Source organism: Polyangium spumosum (genome assembly GCF_009649845.1).
In the GTDB taxonomy this organism is placed as follows: domain Bacteria; phylum Myxococcota_A; class Polyangia; order Polyangiales; family Polyangiaceae; genus Polyangium; species Polyangium spumosum.
On record NZ_WJIE01000006.1, the window covers coordinates 529,434 to 547,370 of the forward strand.

The 17,937-nt window shown below is 69.3% G+C and carries 3 protein-coding genes (1 of these 3 cut by a window edge); all 3 read left to right on the top strand.

The window, feature by feature from the left end:
- Tightly spaced (each overlapping or abutting the next), the 3 genes in view from GF068_RS23130 to GF068_RS23140 form a layout consistent with a single transcriptional unit that may run on beyond the window.
- Positions 1-2,099, top strand: the 3' end of a protein-coding gene (locus tag GF068_RS23130) for a type I polyketide synthase (protein WP_153821596.1). It extends 5,644 nt beyond the left edge of the window; only the last 2,099 of its 7,743 coding nucleotides appear in the window; its start codon lies beyond the left edge, outside the window; its stop codon occupies positions 2,097-2,099.
- Positions 2,096-13,210 carry a type I polyketide synthase gene (locus tag GF068_RS23135; protein WP_153821597.1) on the top strand — a complete coding sequence of 3,705 codons (11,115 nt, stop codon included), beginning with the start codon at positions 2,096-2,098 and terminating at the stop codon, positions 13,208-13,210. The genes GF068_RS23130 and GF068_RS23135 overlap by 4 nt, the downstream gene beginning before the upstream one ends.
- Positions 13,207-17,937: a type I polyketide synthase gene (locus tag GF068_RS23140; RefSeq protein ID WP_153821598.1), complete on the top strand. Its 4,731-nt coding sequence runs from the start codon at positions 13,207-13,209 to the stop codon at positions 17,935-17,937. The genes GF068_RS23135 and GF068_RS23140 overlap by 4 nt, the downstream gene beginning before the upstream one ends.

Sequence of the window (17,937 nt, forward strand, 5' to 3'; positions counted from 1 at the left end):
ACGTCGCCGCGCCGGCCGAAGCGGGCCTGAGGCTCGGCGTCGAGTGTGCTGGGCGGGTGGTCGCGCTCGGCGAAGGGGTGACCGATTTCGAGGTGGGTCAGGAGGTCATGGCGCTCGGCCCTGCTTCGATGGCGACCCACGTGCGGACCTCCCGTCACCTCGTCTTGCCCAAGCCCTCGCATGTACGCTGGGAGGAGGCGGCGACGACGCCCGTCGCATTTCTGACCGCATATCATTCCCTCGCGCACGTAGCGCGGCTCCGGAGAGGTGAGCGCGTCCTCATCCATGCCGGCGCGGGAGGCGTGGGAATGGCAGCCATTCAATGGGCGAAGCACGTGGGCGCGGAGATCTTCGCGACCGCGGGCAGCGAGGAAAAACGTGCGCTCCTCCGAGTGATGGGCGTCCATCACGTGATGGATTCGCGCTCCTTGTCGTTCGTCGACGACGTCCACCACATCACCGGGGGTGAGGGTATCGACGTCGTGTTGAACTCCCTCTCCGGAGAGTTCATCGAGGCGAGTTTCGGGCTCTTGCGGGACCACGGGCGTTTCATCGAGCTCGGGAAGAAGGATTACTACGAAAACCGGACGCTCGGAGTTCGTCCCTTCTTGAAAAACCTCTCGTTTTCGCTCGTCGACCTGCGCGGGATGATGTTCCAGCGTCCCGCGATGGTCGCGGAGCTGCTCCGAGAGGTGCGGGATCAGTTTGCCGCCGGCGTGTTCGCGCCCCTGCCTTGCCGCGCCTTTCCGGTCTCCCGAGCCAGCGAAGCGTTCGCGTTCATGGCGCAGGGGCGCCATACCGGCAAGCTGGCGATTCTGCTGCAGGATCCCGACGCGCGTATCGCGACGTCGAGCACCCGCGTGCGCCTGCGCGAGGACGCCGCGTACCTCGTCACGGGGGGCCTCGGCGGCCTGGGCGTGGTCCTCGCGCAATGGATGGTGAAGCAGGGGGCGCGGCATCTCGCGCTCGTCGGAAGGAGCGCGCCTGCCGACGTCGCGCAGGCGGCGATACGAGAGATGGAGGCAGCGGGCGCCGAGGTACGCGTCATTCGTGCAGACGTGTCGCGCCGGGTCGACGTGGATGCCTTGCTCGCGGACCTTCGCGGCGCGATGCCTCCGCTCCGGGGCATCGTCCATGCGGCGGCGGTGCTCGACGACCGCACGCTGGCCGATATGGGTGAGGAGCAATGGACGCGTCCCATCGCGCCGAAGGCGCTGGGCGCGTGGAACCTGCACGAAGCCACGCGGGGCCTCCCGCTCGATTTTTTCATCATGTATTCGTCCGTCGCGGGCCTCCTCGGCACGGCCGGCCAGGCGGGGTACGCGGGCGCGAACGCGTTTTTGGACGCGCTCTGTCAGGCCCGCGCCGCGCAAGGGCTGCCGGGGATGAGCATTCAATGGGGCCCATTCGCGGGGGTCGGGCTCGCGGCGGCGCAAGACAATCGAGGCGAGCGGTTGTCGGCCCAGGGGATGTCGAGCTTCACGGCCGAGGAGGGGCTACGGCTCCTCGGGCGCCTGATGGAGCACCCCAAGGTGGAGGTGGGGCTCGTGCGTTTCGCCGTTCGCCAATGGATGGATTCGTATCCGCAGGCCGCGGGCACGCCATTCCTCCGCGTGCTGAGCGAAGAGAGGGCCGGGCCGGCCGCGGCGAGAGACATGCCATTCCGGGAGACCCTCGACCGTGCCCCTTCCGGGGAGCGGGCGGCGTTGCTCGAGAAGCTCGTCATCGAGCACCTCGGCCGGGTCGTGCGGATGGAGCCTTCCCGGATCGAGCGCGCCGTGCCGTTCGCGGCCCTCGGCGTCGATTCGCTGATGAGCCTCGAGCTCCGCAACCGCCTGGAGGCGGCCCTCGGCGTGAGGCTCTCCGCGACGCTGCTGTTCACGTATCCGAACCCTGCGGCGCTGGCGGAGTATCTCCTTCGCCAGCTCGAGGCGCGTGCTTCGCCGGTGGAGCCGCCTCCGCTGCAGCCGGAGCCCGAGCCCCTCGAGCCCATCCCGGATACGGCGCGGACGGGCCATCCGATCCCCGCGCAGGATGACGATTTGATCGCCGCGTTCGATGCCTCGGTCCGGGACCTGAAGACGGAGAAATCCCCGTGAGCAACCCGCTCGACGAGTATCGCAGCCGGCTTCGTGACGCTGTAGGGATCATCAACGAACTGAAGGCGAAGGTCGCCCACGCCGAGCGGGCGGCGGTCGAGCCGATTGCGGTCATCGGTCTCGGGTGCAGGTTTCCGGGGGGAGGCGCGGGGCCGGAGGCGTTCTGGCGTAACCTCGAGCATGGCGTGGACGCCATTCAACGAATACCGGCGGAGCGCTGGCCCGAGGATGCCATTCCGGGCGAGCGCTCGGAGGTGCTCTGGGCGGGGCTGCTCGACGACGTCGCCGGATTCGACGCGACCTTCTTCGGGATTTCCCCGCGGGAAGCGGAGACGCTCGACCCTCAGCAGCGCATGCTGCTCGAGGTGACCTGGGGGGCCCTCGAGGACGCCAGCGTTCATCCCGAGCGCCTCGCTGGCAGTCGCACGGGCGTCTTCGTGGGCATGTGCGGCGCGGATTATCACGAGCTGGTCGTGGACGCGCGCTTCGGCCGCTACGACGCCTATTGTACCACCGGGAACCTCCACAGCACGGCTGCGGGTCGAATTGCGTACGTGCTCGGTCTGCAGGGGCCATGCATATCGGTCGACACGGCGTGCTCCTCGTCGCTCGTGGCCATTGCCCAGGCTTGCCAGAGCCTTCGTGCCGGCGATAGCGACATGGCCCTGGCGGGCGGCGTGAACGTGCTTCTGTCGCCGCGCGTGATGGCCATGCTGGCCGAGACGCAGGCGCTCTCACCGGATGGGCGCTGCAAGACGCTCGATGCTCGGGCGAACGGGTTCGTGCGCGGCGAGGGCTGCGGCATCGTGGCGCTCAAGCGGCTCTCTGACGCGCAGCGTGACGGCGACCGCATCCGGGCCGTCATCCGGGGATGGGCCGTCAATCAGGATGGTCGTTCCACCGGCCTGACCACGCCGAACGTGCTGTCCCAGCAGGTTATGCTCCGGCAGGCGCTCGAGAGGGCGCGCCTCTCTCCTCTCGATATCGGGTACATCGAGATGCACGGCACGGGCACCTCTCTCGGAGATCCGATCGAGTTCGAGGCGCTGCGAGACGTGCTCGGCGTGCAAAGAGCGGATGGCTCCTCGATCGTCCTCGGGGCAGTCAAGACGAACATCGGGCACCTGGAGGGCGCGGCGGGGGTGGCGGGGTTCATCAAGGCGGTGCTCGCGTTCGAGCACGAGCGTATCCCGAAAAACCTCCACTTCCGGCGATTGAACCCGCGAATCTCCCTGGATGAGGTGCCTTTCTCGATCCCCACGGAGCACGTCTCGTGGCCCCGCGGTGGCAAGCCCCGCCGCGCCGGCGTCAGCTCGTTCGGCCTCAGCGGAACGAATGCACACGTAATCCTGGAGGAGCCGCCTGCGGAGCCGGCGAGAGTGCCGTCGCCGGAGGCATCCGCGTATCTCTTGCCGCTGTCCGCGAGGAGCCCGGAGGCGCTGACGGCGCTCGCCTGCTGCTATGGCGAATGGCTGTCCCGCGAGAGCGAGGTCTCGCTGCACGACATCGTGTACACGGCGAGCGCGCGGCGGGCGCATCATGAGCATCGTATTGCCATCGTCGGGAAGACGCGCGCCGAAATGGCGGAGCGCCTGTCGTCCTTCGCCGCCGGGGATACGAGCTCCGTCGCCTCGCGCGCGGCGGCCGCGGGCCTCGGCCGCCCGAGGCCCGTCTACGTGTTCTCCGGCCAGGGCTCGCAATGGGCTGGGATGGGCCGGCAGCTCCTCGCGGAGCAGCCGGTCTTCCGCGCGGCGGTCGAGGAAATCGACGCGCTCCTGAGCCGGCACGCGCGGTTCTCTCTCGTGGAGGAGATGTCGGCGCACGAAGAGCGATCCCGCCTCGGCGAGACGGAAATCGCGCAGCCGGCCATTTTTGCGATTCAAGTGGGGCTCGCGAGGCTCCTCGGTTCCTGGGGAGTCACGCCTGGGGCGTTGATCGGCCATAGCGTGGGGGAGGTGGCGGCGGCGCACCTGTCGGGGGCGCTCTCGCTGGAGGAGGCGGTGCGGCTCGTCGCGCTGCGCGCGCGGATCATGCAGAAGGCGACCGGCCACGGCAGGATGGCGTGGGCCTCTTTGCCGCCGGAGGATGCAGCGGCCACCATCGCCGGGCGAGAAACCCGGGTCTCGATCGCTGCGGTCAACGACCCGGTCTCGGTGGTCTTGTCCGGTGAAACGGCTGCGCTCGAGGCCAAGCTCGGCGAGCTCGCGGCGCGCGGGGTTTCGACGCGCCCGCTGCGCGTGAAGTATGCGTTCCATAGCCCGCAGATGGAGCCGCTCGCCCAGGAGCTCGCGGAGGGGCTCGGGCGCGTCGACGCGAGGGTGAACTCGGTCCCCATGATCAGCACCGTGACCGGGGCGCGGATCGCGGGCGAGCTGCTCGACGCCCGGTACTGGCAGAGAAACGTACGCGAGACGGTCGATCTGTTGCGTGCCGTGGAGACGGCGCTCGCCGAAGGGTACAACCTCTTCGTCGAGCTCGGGCCCCACCCCGTCCTGGTTGCGAACCTGGAGCAATGCGTGGCGGCGCGCGGCGCGGACGCGACCGTCCTTTCGACCCTGCGGCGACAAGGGGAGGAGCTCCGCTCCATCCTGGAGACGCTGGGCGGGCTGTATGTCGACGGCGTGTCGATGGATTGGGGGGCGATTCACCCCGTCGGCGGGCGCATCGCCGCGCTCCCTCCTTATCCCTGGCAACGAAAGCGGTACTGGATCGAGGCGGCCGAGCACCACGTTCCTCGGGGAGAGCGGCCGCGCGAGTCGCTGGATGACTTCGTGTACGAGGTGCAGTGGCGCCGCAAAGACCGTACCCCCTCCGCAAAGACGCTCGCGCCCGCCGATGGCGCATGGCTCCTCCTCGTCGACCGCGCGGGGACGGGGGACGCGCTCGCCCATCTCTTGCATGGGTACGGCATCCCCTGCGTGCGCGTCGAGCCCGGCGCGCCGTACGAGCGGCTGGACGCGACCTCGTTCCGCATCGATCCAGCGAGACGCGACGATTATCGGAGGCTCCTCGAGGAGGCATTCCCCAGAGGCGTCCGTTGCCGTGGTATCGTGCACATGTTCGGCCTGGATACGACGCCGTGGAACGAGGCGACGGAGGAGGCGCTGGCGTCGGACCAGCACCGAACCATCCTCTCGCCGCTCTTCCTCGCCGAGGCCGTGCAACGAAAGGGGTGGCGGGACAACCCTCGCCTCTGCTGGGTCACCCGCGGGGCGCAGGCGGTTGCTGGCTCGGGGCTGGCCTCTCCGTCGCAGGCGCCTCTCTGGGGGCTCGCCCGTACCCTCTTGCTCGAGCATCCGGAGCTCGAAATCGCCCGCATCGACCTCGATGCGGCGGCCGAGGGCGAGGACGCGCGCGCGCTCCTGGAGGAGCTCGGCGCGGCGGATGGGGAGGATCAGGTCGCGATTCGCAGCGATGGCCGTTATGTCGCGAGGCTCGCCCGCACGAGCTTCCACGCGGCTCCCGCGCGCGCATTCGAGGTTCGGCCGGACGCGGCGTACCTCCTTTCGGGCAAGCTTTCCGGGCGTGGGCTCGCGACGGCGCGGTGGATGGTTGCGCAGGGAGCGCGACATGTGGCGCTCGCGCCCTCCCGCGCGCTGGCGGAGGACGAGCGAGGCGAGATCCGCGCGATGGAGGAGGCTGGGGCGAGCGTCCTTTTGTTCCCGGCGGACGTATCCCGACGCGCCGACGTCGAGGCATTGCTCGCGGAGATCGAGCGTCTCCTCCCGCCCTTGCGCGGCGTCGTGCACGTGCCGGACGTGGACGGCGAGAGCGCGCCGACGCTGGAGCTCGATGAGGAGCGCCTCCGGCGGACGGCCTCGAAAAGGATGCTCGGCGCGTGGCATCTTCATCGGGCGATGAGCGGCCGTCCGCTCGATTTCTTTGTTTTGTTCTCCTCGGCCTCGGCGGTGCTCGGGCTCGCGGGGCGGGCAGGATATACCGCGAGCAGCGCGTTCCTCGACGCGGTGGCGCGTCGCGGGCACGACGCAGGCCTCCCGGCGATGAGCGTTCAATGGGGCGCATTTTCGGACGAAGGCGGAGAGGCGCGGCAGAGCACGCTCGATGGATTGACCCAGGCGCAGGGCGTCGAGGCGCTGGCGCAGCTGCTCGCGCGGCCCCGGGCCGAGGTCGCCGTGATGCGGTTTGCCGGTCGGCAAATGCTGGAGACGTTCCCCCACCTGGCCCAGAGCGCATTTTACTCGGAGCTCGTGACGGCGGGCGGAGCGGCGGAGCGGCGGCCCGAGGGGGCGGCTCGATTCCGCCAGACGCTCGAAGCGGCGGTCGGCGCGGAGCGGCTCGTTTTGCTCGTCGCGCACGTCCGGGAGCAGCTCGGCCACGTCTTACGCATGGATCCCGCGACGATCGACCCGAGGGCGCCATTCCAGACGCTGGGCGTGGACTCGCTCATGAGCGTCGAGGTGCGCAATCGACTCGAAGCGAGCCTCGGGTCGAAGCTGCCCGCGACGTTGCTCTTCACGTATGCGAACGTGGAGCAGCTGGCGGAGAGCGTGCTCGTGAAAATCGCGGCGTCGAAGCCGTCGGTCGCGGGCGCCGCGCGTGTCGTTTCGACCACGTCCATGGCGCCCGCGACGCCGCTCGCCGCGGAGGAGCCAATCGCCTTGGTGGGTATGGCGTGCCGGTTCCCTGGAGGGAGCACGGATCCCGACGCGTACTGGCGCGCGCTGCTCGCGGGCGTCGACGGCGTGCGCGAGGTCTCGCCGGCCCGCTGGCCCGCGGGGACCCTGCCGGAGGACAAACTCGGCGCGGGCCATGCGGCCCTGCTCGACGACATTTACGATTTCGACGCGGGCTTCTTCGGCATCTCGCCGCGCGAGGCAGAGACCTTGGACCCGCAGCAGCGCCTGTTGCTCGAGGTGACGTGGGAGGCCGTCGAGGACGCGGGGCAGCTTCCGCAGGCGCTCGTTGGCTCGAGGACCGGCGTGTTCGTCGGGTGCACCACGCTCGATTACCAGCGCATGGTTCTGACCACGCCGGAGTATCTGGATGCTTATGGCGTGACGGGCACCGTCATGGCCACCGCGGCGGGCAGGCTCTCGTATGTCTTCGGGCTCCAGGGCCCTGCGGTGGCGCTCGATACGGCTTGCTCGTCCTCGCTGGTCGCCATTCACCTCGGCTGTCAGAGCCTCCGCGAGGGAGAGAGTGATCTCGTGCTGGCGGGCGGTGTGAATGCGCTCCTCGCGTGGGAGCCCATGGTGGCGATGGCCGCGATGCGCGCGCTCTCGCCCGACGGGCGGTGCAAGACGCTCGACGCGCGCGCCAATGGTTACGTGCGTGGCGAGGGCTGCGGCATTTTGGTGCTCAAACGGCTCTCGGACGCGCGCCGTGACGGCGATCGGGTCCTCGCGTTGATCCGGGGATCGGCGGTCAATCAGGACGGCCGTTCGACGGGGCTGACGACGCCCAATGTGCTGGCGCAGCAGGCGCTGCTCCGGCAGGCGCTCGGGGCCGCCCGGCTCTCGCCTGCGGACGTCGGATACGTGGAGATGCACGGGACAGGGACGCCGCTCGGCGATCCGATCGAGGTGGACGCGCTGCGGGAGGTGTTCGGCGAGGCGCGGCCCGATGGTTCATCGTGCGTGTTGGGCGCGGTGAAGACCAACATCGGACACCTCGAGGGCGCGGCGGGCGTGGCGGGGCTCATCAAGGTCGTGCAGGTGCTCCGACATGGGGTCGTCCCGAAAAACCTGCATTTCCGAGCGCTCAACCCGCGCATCGAGCTTCAGGGCACCCCTTTTGTCGTCCCCACGGAGAACCTGCCCTGGCTGCCCGGCGGCAAGCCGCGTCGCGCGGGGGTGAGCTCTTTCGGGATCAGCGGGACGAACGCGCACGTGCTCCTCGAGGAGGCTCCGCCCGAGGCGACGAACGGGAGAGCGACCTCGAGCCATCTGCTGCCTCTATCGGCGCGGAGCGTCGAAGCTTTGAAGGCGCTGACGCGGTCTCATGCGGAATGGTTGTCCTCGGCGGACGCCGCCTCCCTGCCGGACATCTGCTACACGGCGAGCGTACGCCGCACGCATCACGAGCATCGGCTGGTGGCCGAGGGGGCGACCAAGGAGGAGCTCGTGGCGCTCCTGTCCTCGTGCGCGCAGGGAGAATGGCCCGCCGGCGTGTCGCGTGGACAGGTCGTCTCGGGCCGGCCGCGCCCCAAGGTCGTCTTCGTTTTTCCTGGGCAGGGATCACAATGGCTCGGGATGGGGCGAGGGCTCCTGGCCGAGGAGCCGGCGTTCGCGGCCGCGCTTCGAGCTTGCAGCGAGGCCATCGAGCGAGAGGCGGGGTTCTCGGTGCTCGACGAGCTCGCGGCGGACGAGGCGCGTTCGCGGCTCGGCGAGATCGACGTTGTGCAGCCCGTGCTCTTCGCGATCGAGGTGGCGCTCGCGTCGCTCTGGCGCTCGTGGGGCGTGGAGCCCGATTGTGTCGTTGGTCATAGCATGGGCGAGGTCGCCGCGGCGCACGTGGCGGGGATGTTGAGCCTCGCGGATGGGGCCAAGGTGATCTGCCGACGCAGCCGTCTGCTCCGGCGCATCAGCGGCAATGGGTCGATGGGGCTCGTCGAGCTGACGATGGCCGAAGCGGAGCAGGCCATCGCGGGCTTCGAAAACCGCCTCGGCGTCGCCGTGAGTAATGGCCCGCGATCCACGGTGCTCTCGGGGGACCCGATCGCGCTGGAGGAGGTGCTCGGCGGGCTGGAAAAGCGAGGTGTGTTCTGCCGTCGCGTCAGGGTGGACGTGGCGTCGCATGGCCCCCAGGTGGATCCATTGCGGGATGATTTGCTCTCCGCGACGGCGGACGTTCGTTCGTCGCCGGGCGCGATCGCGATGCGCTCGACGGTGACGGGTGCGCCGCTCCGCGGCGACGAGCTCTCGGCTGCGTACTGGTGGAAGAACCTCCGGGAGCCGGTGCGATTCTCGCAGGTGGTGCAGGCGCTGATGGTGGAGGGCCACGACGTCTTCGTGGAGATGAGCCCGCACCCCATCCTCTTGCCCTCGATCGAGGAGAACCTCGAGGAGGCGAAGGTCGAGGGCGTCGCGGTTGCGTCGACGAGGCGGCACGCGGACGAGCGTCGATCGATGCTGGCCGCGCTGGGCACACTTCATACGCGCGGATACGACGTCGCGTGGAGCAAGCTTTACCCGGAGGGCGGGCGTGTCGTCTCTCTGCCCGCGTACGCCTGGCAGCGTGAGCGATACGCGATCGACGTCGACACGCGGAGGACGCGGGTGATCGAGGCGTCAGGGAGCCACCCGCTCCTCGGGGTGGGGCTCACCCCTGCGGCGCAGCCGGAGACGCACCTGTGGGAGCGACGGGTGAGCGTGAAGGCGTTCCCGTACCTCGCAGATCACCGCGTGCAAGGCGAGGTGGTTTTTCCGGGCGCGGGATACGTGGAGCTCGGCCTCGCGGCGGCAGCTCGAATCTACGGCCCGGGCGAGGCCCGCATCGAGGAGATATCGTTCGATCGGATGCTCGCGTTACCGGAGGGCCAGGAGCGGCTCGTGCAAGTATCGCTGGTGGAGGAGGGCGGAGGCCGTGCCTCCGTGACGATCTCGAGCCGCGAGGGAGACACGAAGGAATGGGTGCGGCACGCGTCGGGCGTGCTGCGCGTGATGGGGATGCAGCCGGTGCCTGCGGGCGGGCGGATCGAGGACGTGGAGGCCCGGTGCCCGGAGGTCATCGAGGGCGCATTGCATTACGAGCAGATGGAGGCGCGAGGTTTGTCGTATGGGGAGCGCTTCCAGGGCATTGCGCGGATCGTGATCGGGAAGGACGAGGCCGTGGCTCGCGTGCGCCTGCCGGAGGCGATCGGCTCTGGCGGCAGCGACTACCTGGTGCACCCGGCCCTCCTGGATGCGTGTTTCCAGGTGGGCGGGGTGGCATTGCGATCGACGTGTGGCGAAGGGACGCTCGTCCCGGTTGCCGTGACCGGATTGCAGGTGTTCGAAAGGCCTGGCCGTGAGGTCTGGGTGCATGGTCGGGCTGTGAAATCCGAGAGGAGCGGGGAGCCCGCGGCGACCCTGACGGTGCACGACGAGGCTGGCCGGGTCCTGATCGAGATCGGCGAGCTTCGCGTGCAGAGGTTGGCGGATGCCGAAGCGGCGCAGAGGGATGTTTTCGCCAGCTGTGTATACGAAGTTTCCTGGGAGAGGATGGACGTCGGGGAGCGACGCGAGGCGAAGGGGGACACCTCCGCGTGGCTCGTGCTCGTCGACGAGCGGGGGCTGGGCGCGACGCTGGCCGATCGGCTCCGAGCGGCTGGGGCGACGTGCGTGGAGGTGGCGTCGGGTGAGGGGTATGTGCGCTTCGGCCAGGGCCGGTACTGCATAGACGTGACGAACCCTTCCCACTGGGACGACGTCCTGAGGGAAGCCTTCGGGAAGCGCGGGTGCCGAGGGGTCGTTCATTGTGGAGCCCTCGACGGGTCGCGGTGGAGCGAGACGAGCGAGGCGACGATCGCGCCGGATCTTCGGCGCGGCATCACGAGCGCGATGTGCGCGGCCCAGGCGCTGCTGCGTCAGGGCTGGCGGGACGCACCGCGGCTGTATCTCTTGACCCGCGGCGCGCAGGCCGTGGGGGATGCGCCCGAGCCTTTGTCGATTACGCAATCGACGCTGTGGGGCTTCGGGCGGGCCCTCGCGATGGAGCAGCCCGACCTCGAGTGTATCCGGATCGACCTTTCGCTGCAGGCGAGCTCGGAGGAGCCGGAGCTCGTGCTACGCGAGATCCTGTCGGGCGGTGACGAGGATCAAATCGCGTTCAGGCCGGGAGGAAGGTACGTGGCGCGGCTCGTGCGAGCGCAGCTCGGGGGTGATGGCGGCGCGCCCGAGCGGCTGGAGCCCGTGGCGGGCCGGGCCTATCGGCTGGAGATTCACGAGCCGGGCGTGCTCGAGCGGCTCTCGTTGCGGCCGATGGAGCGCAGGCCTCCGGGGCCCGGGGAGGTGGAAATCGAGGTCGAGGCGGCAGGGCTGAATTTCCTCGACGTGATGAAGGCCATGGGGATTTATCCTGGAATGGATCCGAACGCCATCGAGCTCGGAGGCGAGTGCGCCGGGAGGGTCGTGGCGCTCGGGGAGGGCGTCGCGGGCGTCCACGTGGGCCAGGAGGTGATCGTGTCCGCCGCGTCGAGCCTCGCGAGCCACGTGACGACGCGGGTCGAATTCGTCAAGCCGAAATCCAAGGGGATGTCGTTCGAGCAGGCCGCGACGATCCCGGCGGTCTTCATGACCGTATACTGGGCCCTCCATCACGTAGGGCGGCTTCAGCGCGGCGAGCGAGTCCTGATCCACGCCGCGACGGGCGGGACGGGGCTCGCGGCCATCCAGTATGCCCGGGCGGTGGGCGCGGAGATCTTCGCGACGGCCGGGAGCGAGGAGAAACGTGCGTATTTGCGCTCGCTGGGGATCGAGCACGTGATGGATTCGCGTTCGCTCGCGTTCGCGGACGAGGTGCTCGCGTGTACGTCCGGGCGCGGCGTGGACGTGGTGCTGAACTCGCTGACGGGCGACGGGCTTCGCCGGAGCCTCGAGGTGCTGGCGCCTTATGGTCGGTTCCTGGACATCAGCAAGAAGGACATCTACGAGAACAGCCGGATGGGCATGTTGCCTTTCCGAAAGAGCCTCTCGTACACCGCGATCGACCTCGCCGGCATGGCGGAGCAGCGGCCCGAGCAATACGGCGCGCTGCTGGGAGAGGTCCTGGAGCGCTTCGAGGATGGCACATTCGAGCCCGAACCCGTGACCGTATTCCCTGCGAGCGCCGCGGACGCGGCGTTCCGGCTGATGGCGCAGGCCAGACACAAAGGGAAGATCGCGGTGCGAATGAAGGACCAAGACGCGCGGCTCGTGTCGTCGTCCGAGCGGAGGGGCGCGCACGTGCGAGAGGACGGCACGTACCTCGTCACGGGCGGGCTCGGCGGCTTGGGTTTGTCCTTGGCGAAGTGGTTGATCGCGCAGGGGGCGCGGCACCTGGCGCTCATGGGGCGAGGCGCGCCGAACGAGGCGGCGCGGGAGGTGATGCGGAGACTCACGGAGGCCGGCGCGCAGGTCCGCGCGTTGCGCGGCGATGTATCGAGGCGGGCCGACGTGGATGCCGTGATCGCGGAGATCGAGCGCTCGATGCCGCCGCTCCGTGGTGTCGTGCACGCGGCAGGGCTCCTCGACGACGCCACGCTGCCGAACCTCGACGAAGGGAAGCTGCTCCGGCCCATGGAGCCCAAGGTGTTCGGGGGGTGGAACCTGCACGATGCGACGCGAGGATGCTCGCTGGATTTCTTCGTCACGTACTCCTCCGCGTCGGCCTTGCTGGGTTCGCCTGGACAATCGAATTATGCGGCGGCGAACGCGTTTCTCGACGCGCTCTGCCAGTCGCGCGCGTCGGAGGGTTTGCCCGCGACGAGTATCCAGTGGGGCGCGTTCTCGGAGGTGGGGCTCGCGGCGGCGTCCGACGTCCGCGGCGCACGCGTCGCCTCGCGCGGGAGCGACAGCTTCAACCCCGAAGAGGGGAACCTCCTGTTCGGAAGGCTCCTCGAGCGACCTCGGCCGGTCGTGGGCCTCGTGCGGTTCGACGTGCGTCAGTGGGTGGAGTTTTATCCGCAAATGGCAGGAGCCCCTTACCTCGCCCAGCTCATGCGCGAGCGGGCAGACGGGCAGGGCGCTGCCGAGGCGAGCGGGCTCCGCGAAGCGCTCGAGCGCGCGGCGCCGGCGGAGAGAGCGAGCCTCCTGGAGTCGCATCTGATCGAGCAGCTGGCGCGCGTGCTGCGGCTCGAGCCTGGGCGGATCGACAAGGCCGCGCCCTTCGCGAGCCTCGGCATGGATTCTTTGATGAGCCTGGAGCTGCGGAATCGCCTGGAGGCGAGCCTCGGGCTCAAGCTCTCCGCGGCGCTGCTCTTCACGTACGCGACGACGAAGGCGCTCGCGGCGCACCTCGGCGATCGGATGTTCCCGACGCACCCGCCCGACGCTGAAGCCCCGAGCGCCCCTTCCGCGTCGATCGACGATGGCGCGGGCATTGCTGACGAAATCGACGGTGATCTCGGCGTCGAGGAGGACGAATCGGCGCTCGTCGACAAACTCGAGGCCTTCGAGGAGTACCTGGGATGAGCACCTTCCGTGGCTCCCCGCCGCGGCGCGAGCAGGCCGGGAGCGAGGGTACGCCGCTGCAACGCGCGATCGCCGCGCTCGAGAAGATGAAGGCGCGCATCGAGGCGATGGAGCGCGCCGCGAACGAGCCGATCGCGATCATCGGCGTCGGCTGCCGCTTCCCCGGCGAAGGCGAGGGGGACGAGGCATTCTGGCGCACGCTCGACGGCGGGGTCGATGCCGTACGGGAAATCCCGGCCGAGCGATGGCCCGCGGAGGCGATTCCAGGCCAGAGACCCGAGGCGCGGTGGGCGGCGCTCCTCGACGACGTGAAGGGGTTCGATGCGGCCTTCTTCGGTGTCTCGCCGCGCGAGGCGGAGACGCTCGATCCACAGCAGAGAATGCTGCTCGAGGTGGCCTGGTGGGCGCTCGAGGACGCGGGGCTCGCGCCGAGCTCCCTCTTGGGGAGCCGGACCGGGGTCTTCATCGGCGCGTGTTCCGTGGATTATCAGCACATCGTCTCGCAGGCGCGAGCCGGTCGATACGACGCCTATTGCGCCACCGGAACGGCCTTGAACACGCTGGCGGGTCGGGTGTCCTTCGTCCTGGGGCTCCAGGGCCCCGCCGTATCCATGGATACGGCTTGCTCCTCGTCGCTCGTCGCGGTGGCACAAGCTTGTCAGTCCCTGCGAATGGGGGACAGCGATCTCGTGCTGGCGGGCGGCGTGAACGCCATTCTCTCGCCGATGACCATGGCGATGCTGGTCGAGACGCAAGCCATGTCCCCGGATGGGCGCTGCAAGGCGCTGGACTCTCGCGCCAACGGGTTCGTCCGCGGCGAGGGTTGTGGTGTGGTGGTGCTGAAGCGCCTGTCGGACGCCCTCCGCGACGGTGACCGCGTTCGCGCGCTGATCCGAGGCTGGTCCGTCAATCAAGACGGCCGATCCACCGGGCTGACCACGCCCAACGTGCTCTCCCAGCAGGTGATGCTCCGGCAGGCGCTGGAGCGGGCGCACCTCTCCCCGTCCGACATCGGGTACATCGAGATGCACGGGACCGGGACGTCGCTCGGCGATCCCATCGAAGCGGAGGCGCTGCGGGAGGTGTTCGGAGAGCCGCGGGCCGACGGCTCGTCGTGCGTGCTCGGCGCCGTGAAGAGCAACATCGGGCACCTGGAGGGGGCCGCGGGGATCGCTGGCCTGATCAAGATCGTGCTCGCCATGGAGCACCAGCGAATCCCGAAGAACCTCCATTTCCGTCGGCTGAATCCGCGCATCGACCTGCAGGGCTCTCCGCTGGTCGTTCCGACCGAGCCCGTGCCCTGGCCGCGCGGCCACGAGCCGCGCCGAGCGGGGGTGAGCTCGTTTGGTTTCAGCGGAACGAACGCCCACGTGATCCTGGAGGAGGGCCCCGCGGAGGAGAAGGGGCCCATGAGAGAGGGGTCCGCATATTTGTTGCCGCTATCGGCGAAGAGCGGGGCCGCGCTCGCGACGCTCGCGGGTGCATATGCGGAGCGCCTGTCGAGCGAGGATGGCGATGGGCTCGCGGACATAGCCTACACGGCGAGCGTGCGCCGAATGTACCACGAGCACCGGCTGGCGGTGGTGAGATCGTCGCGGGAGGAGCTCTCGGAAGCGCTTTCGCGGTATGCACGAGGCGAGGAAGCGGCAGGCGTGGCGCGAGGGAGGGTGGACGCCAAGGGCCCGCCGCGCGTGGTGTACGTCTTCTCCGGGCAGGGCTCGCAATGGGCGGGGATGGGGGCGAAGCTCTTCGCGGAGGAGCCTGTGTACCGGGCGAAGCTCGAGGCGTGCGATTCGATCCTGCGGAGGTACGTCCCGTGGTCGCTGCTGGAGGAGCTCGGGGCGCCCGAGGATCGGTCCCGGCTCGGCGAGACGGAGATCGTGCAACCGGCGATGGTCGCGCTCCAGGGCTCGCTCGTCGAGCTCTTGCGCTCGTGGGGCGTCGAGCCGAGCGCCGTGATTGGCCACAGCGTCGGGGAGATCGCGGCCGCGCACGTCGCTGGAGCGCTCCCGCTCGAGGAGGCTCTCCGCCTCGCGGTCCTGCGCGGGCGAATCATGCAGAAGGCGACGGGCCTCGGGAAAATGGCGTGGGTGGCGCTCTCCGCCGACCGCGCGGCGCGCCTGCTGGAAGGGAAGGAGGACCTGGTATCGATCGCCGCGGTGAACGATCCGGACTCCGTCGTCTTGTCTGGACAATCCTCCGCCATCGACGACCTCCTGGACGAGCTCGCGCAACGGCGCGTGCCCACGAGGCCCCTGCGCGTGAATTATGCATTTCACAGTCCACAGATGGAGACGCTCGCGCGCGAGCTGAGAGCTGCGCTCGGGAGCCTCGACGCGAGGCCGACCACGCTCCCGATGTACAGCACCGTGACGGGCGAGGCGATCCGGGGGGAAGCCCTCGACGCAGCCTATTGGGGGAGAAATGTTCGAGCGACGGTCGACCTCGCCCGCGCCGTGCTCGCAGTCCTCGCGGCGGGGGAGGCGCACACGCTCCTCGAAATTGGACCCCACCCGGTGCTCCTCGCGAATTTGCAGCAATGCGCGGCCGCGTCGGGCGCCGACGTCCGCGCGCTGGGGACGCTGCGCCGGAACACGCCCGAGCGGCGCGCGATGCTGGAGGCGCTGGGAGCGCTGTACGCCCAGGGCGTCGATGTGAACTTCCGGGGCGTGAACGTCGGTGGCGGGCGCGTCGTCTCGCTTCCAGCGTACCCCTGGCAAAGAGAACGTTTCTGGATCGAATCCGATTTTCGGGCGCAGGCCAAGGCCGATGTGTCCTCCGACCCGCTGGATGAATGCGTGTTCACCGTGCAATGGCGGCGAAAGCAACACGCGTCCGCGACGGGGCGGCTCGGGTCTGTCGAGGGCGCGTGGCTCCTGCTCGTGGACCGCGGCGGCGTGGGAAAGAGGCTCGCCGGGCTCTTGCGGGAGCAGGGGGGCGATTGCGTGTTCGTGGAGGCGGGCACCCGCTACGAGCGCGTCGACGAGGGGTCGTGGCGGATCGACCCGTCGAAGCCGGAACACCACGAGCGATTGCTGGCGGACGTCTTCGGGGGCAAGGAGCGGTGTCGAGGCGTCGTGCATCTCTTCGGCCTGGACGCGGCGCCGTGGGAAGAAACGACGAACGAGACACTCGCGCGCGACCTCGAGCAGAGCGTGGGCGCGGCGGTCTGGCTCTCGCGGGCCATCGTGCGCCGCGATTGGCGCGACAACCCGCGCATGTACTGGGTGACCCGCGGGGCCCAGGCGGTGGAGGCGAAAGGGAGCTCGGCATCACCCATCCAGGCGTCGCTCTGGGGGCTCGTCCGTTCGCTCGTGCTCGAGCATCCCCGATTGCAGAGCGCCTGTGTCGACCTGGAGCCGGCAGGAGCGACCGATGAAGCGCGTGACCTCCTCGACGAGCTCCTCCAGGAGGACGGAGAGGACCAGGTCGCGCTACGCCAAAAGCATCGTCACGTGGCGAGGCTCGTTCGAGGCCACGTCGCCGCGGTGGACGCGCGCGAGCACGAGTTTGTCGCGGACGCCACGTATCTCGTGACGGGTGGCCTCGGTGGGCTCGGGCTGTCGCTGGCCCCGTGGATGGTAGAACGAGGCGCCCGGCACCTGGTCCTCGTCGGCCGACGCGCGCCCACGGAGGACGCTCGCGAGCGGATCCGAGCCATGGAATCGGCGGGCGCGGAGGTGCGCGTCGAGCAGGTGGACGTGTCTCGCAGGTCGGAGGTCGAGGCGCTGATGGCGTCGCTCTCGGCGACGATGCCGAAGCTACGTGGGGTGGTGCACGCTGCCGCCGTCCTCGCGGATCGCACGCTCCTCGACACGACCCCGGAGGATCTCCGTCGTGTGTTCGAGCCGAAGGCGTGGGGCGCGTGGAACCTGCACGCGGCCACGCGAGCCGCCGACCTCGATTTCTTCGTCACCTATTCCTCCGCGGCGAGCCTGCTCGGGTCACCCGGACAGATGAATTACGCCGCGGCGAATGCCTTCCTCGACGGGCTCTGCGCTGCGCGGGCGTCCGAGGGCCTCTCGGCGATGAGTATCCAGTGGGGTCCCTTCGCCGAGGTGGGCCTCGCAGCAGCGATGGTTATCCGGGGCAAACGAATCGCGTCCCGTGGCGGGGCGAGTCTCACGCCGAACGAGGGCCTCCGCGCGCTCGCGCGGCTCCTCGTGCATCCTCGGCCCGTGGTGGCCGTGGCGCGGATGGACGTCCAGCAATGGCTCGAAGCCAACCCCCACATGGCTCGTTCGCCATTCTTCTCGGACCTTCCGCGTCGGCCCGCTTCGCCCGAGCTCGTGAAAGGGGGAGGCGATTTCCTCGATTCATTGAGGAGCGCACCGCCCGAGGCGCGCCTCGGGCAGCTCGAGGAGCACGTCCTTGCGCGGGTGGGTCAGGTGTTGCAGCTCGATCCCTCGCGGATCGACCGAGATGCGCCTTTCTCCAGCGTCGGAATGGATTCGCTCATGGCCCTCGAGCTACGAAATCGCCTCGAGCCCGACCTCGGGTTGAAGCTCGCGCCGACGCTGCTTTTTGCGTACCCCACCCCCGCGGCGCTGGTCGAGCACTTGCTCGATAGGCTCGGCCTCGCGGGGGAGGCGCTGCCCTCCGAGCATGGGCCGCCGATGATCAGCGCAGGCGTGGAGGCCGCCGCGGACCCGGATTCGCCGCAGGAAGGCGACGTGGAGGCGCGGCTCGAAGCAAAACTCGCGTCCCTCGAGAAGTATTTCGATTGA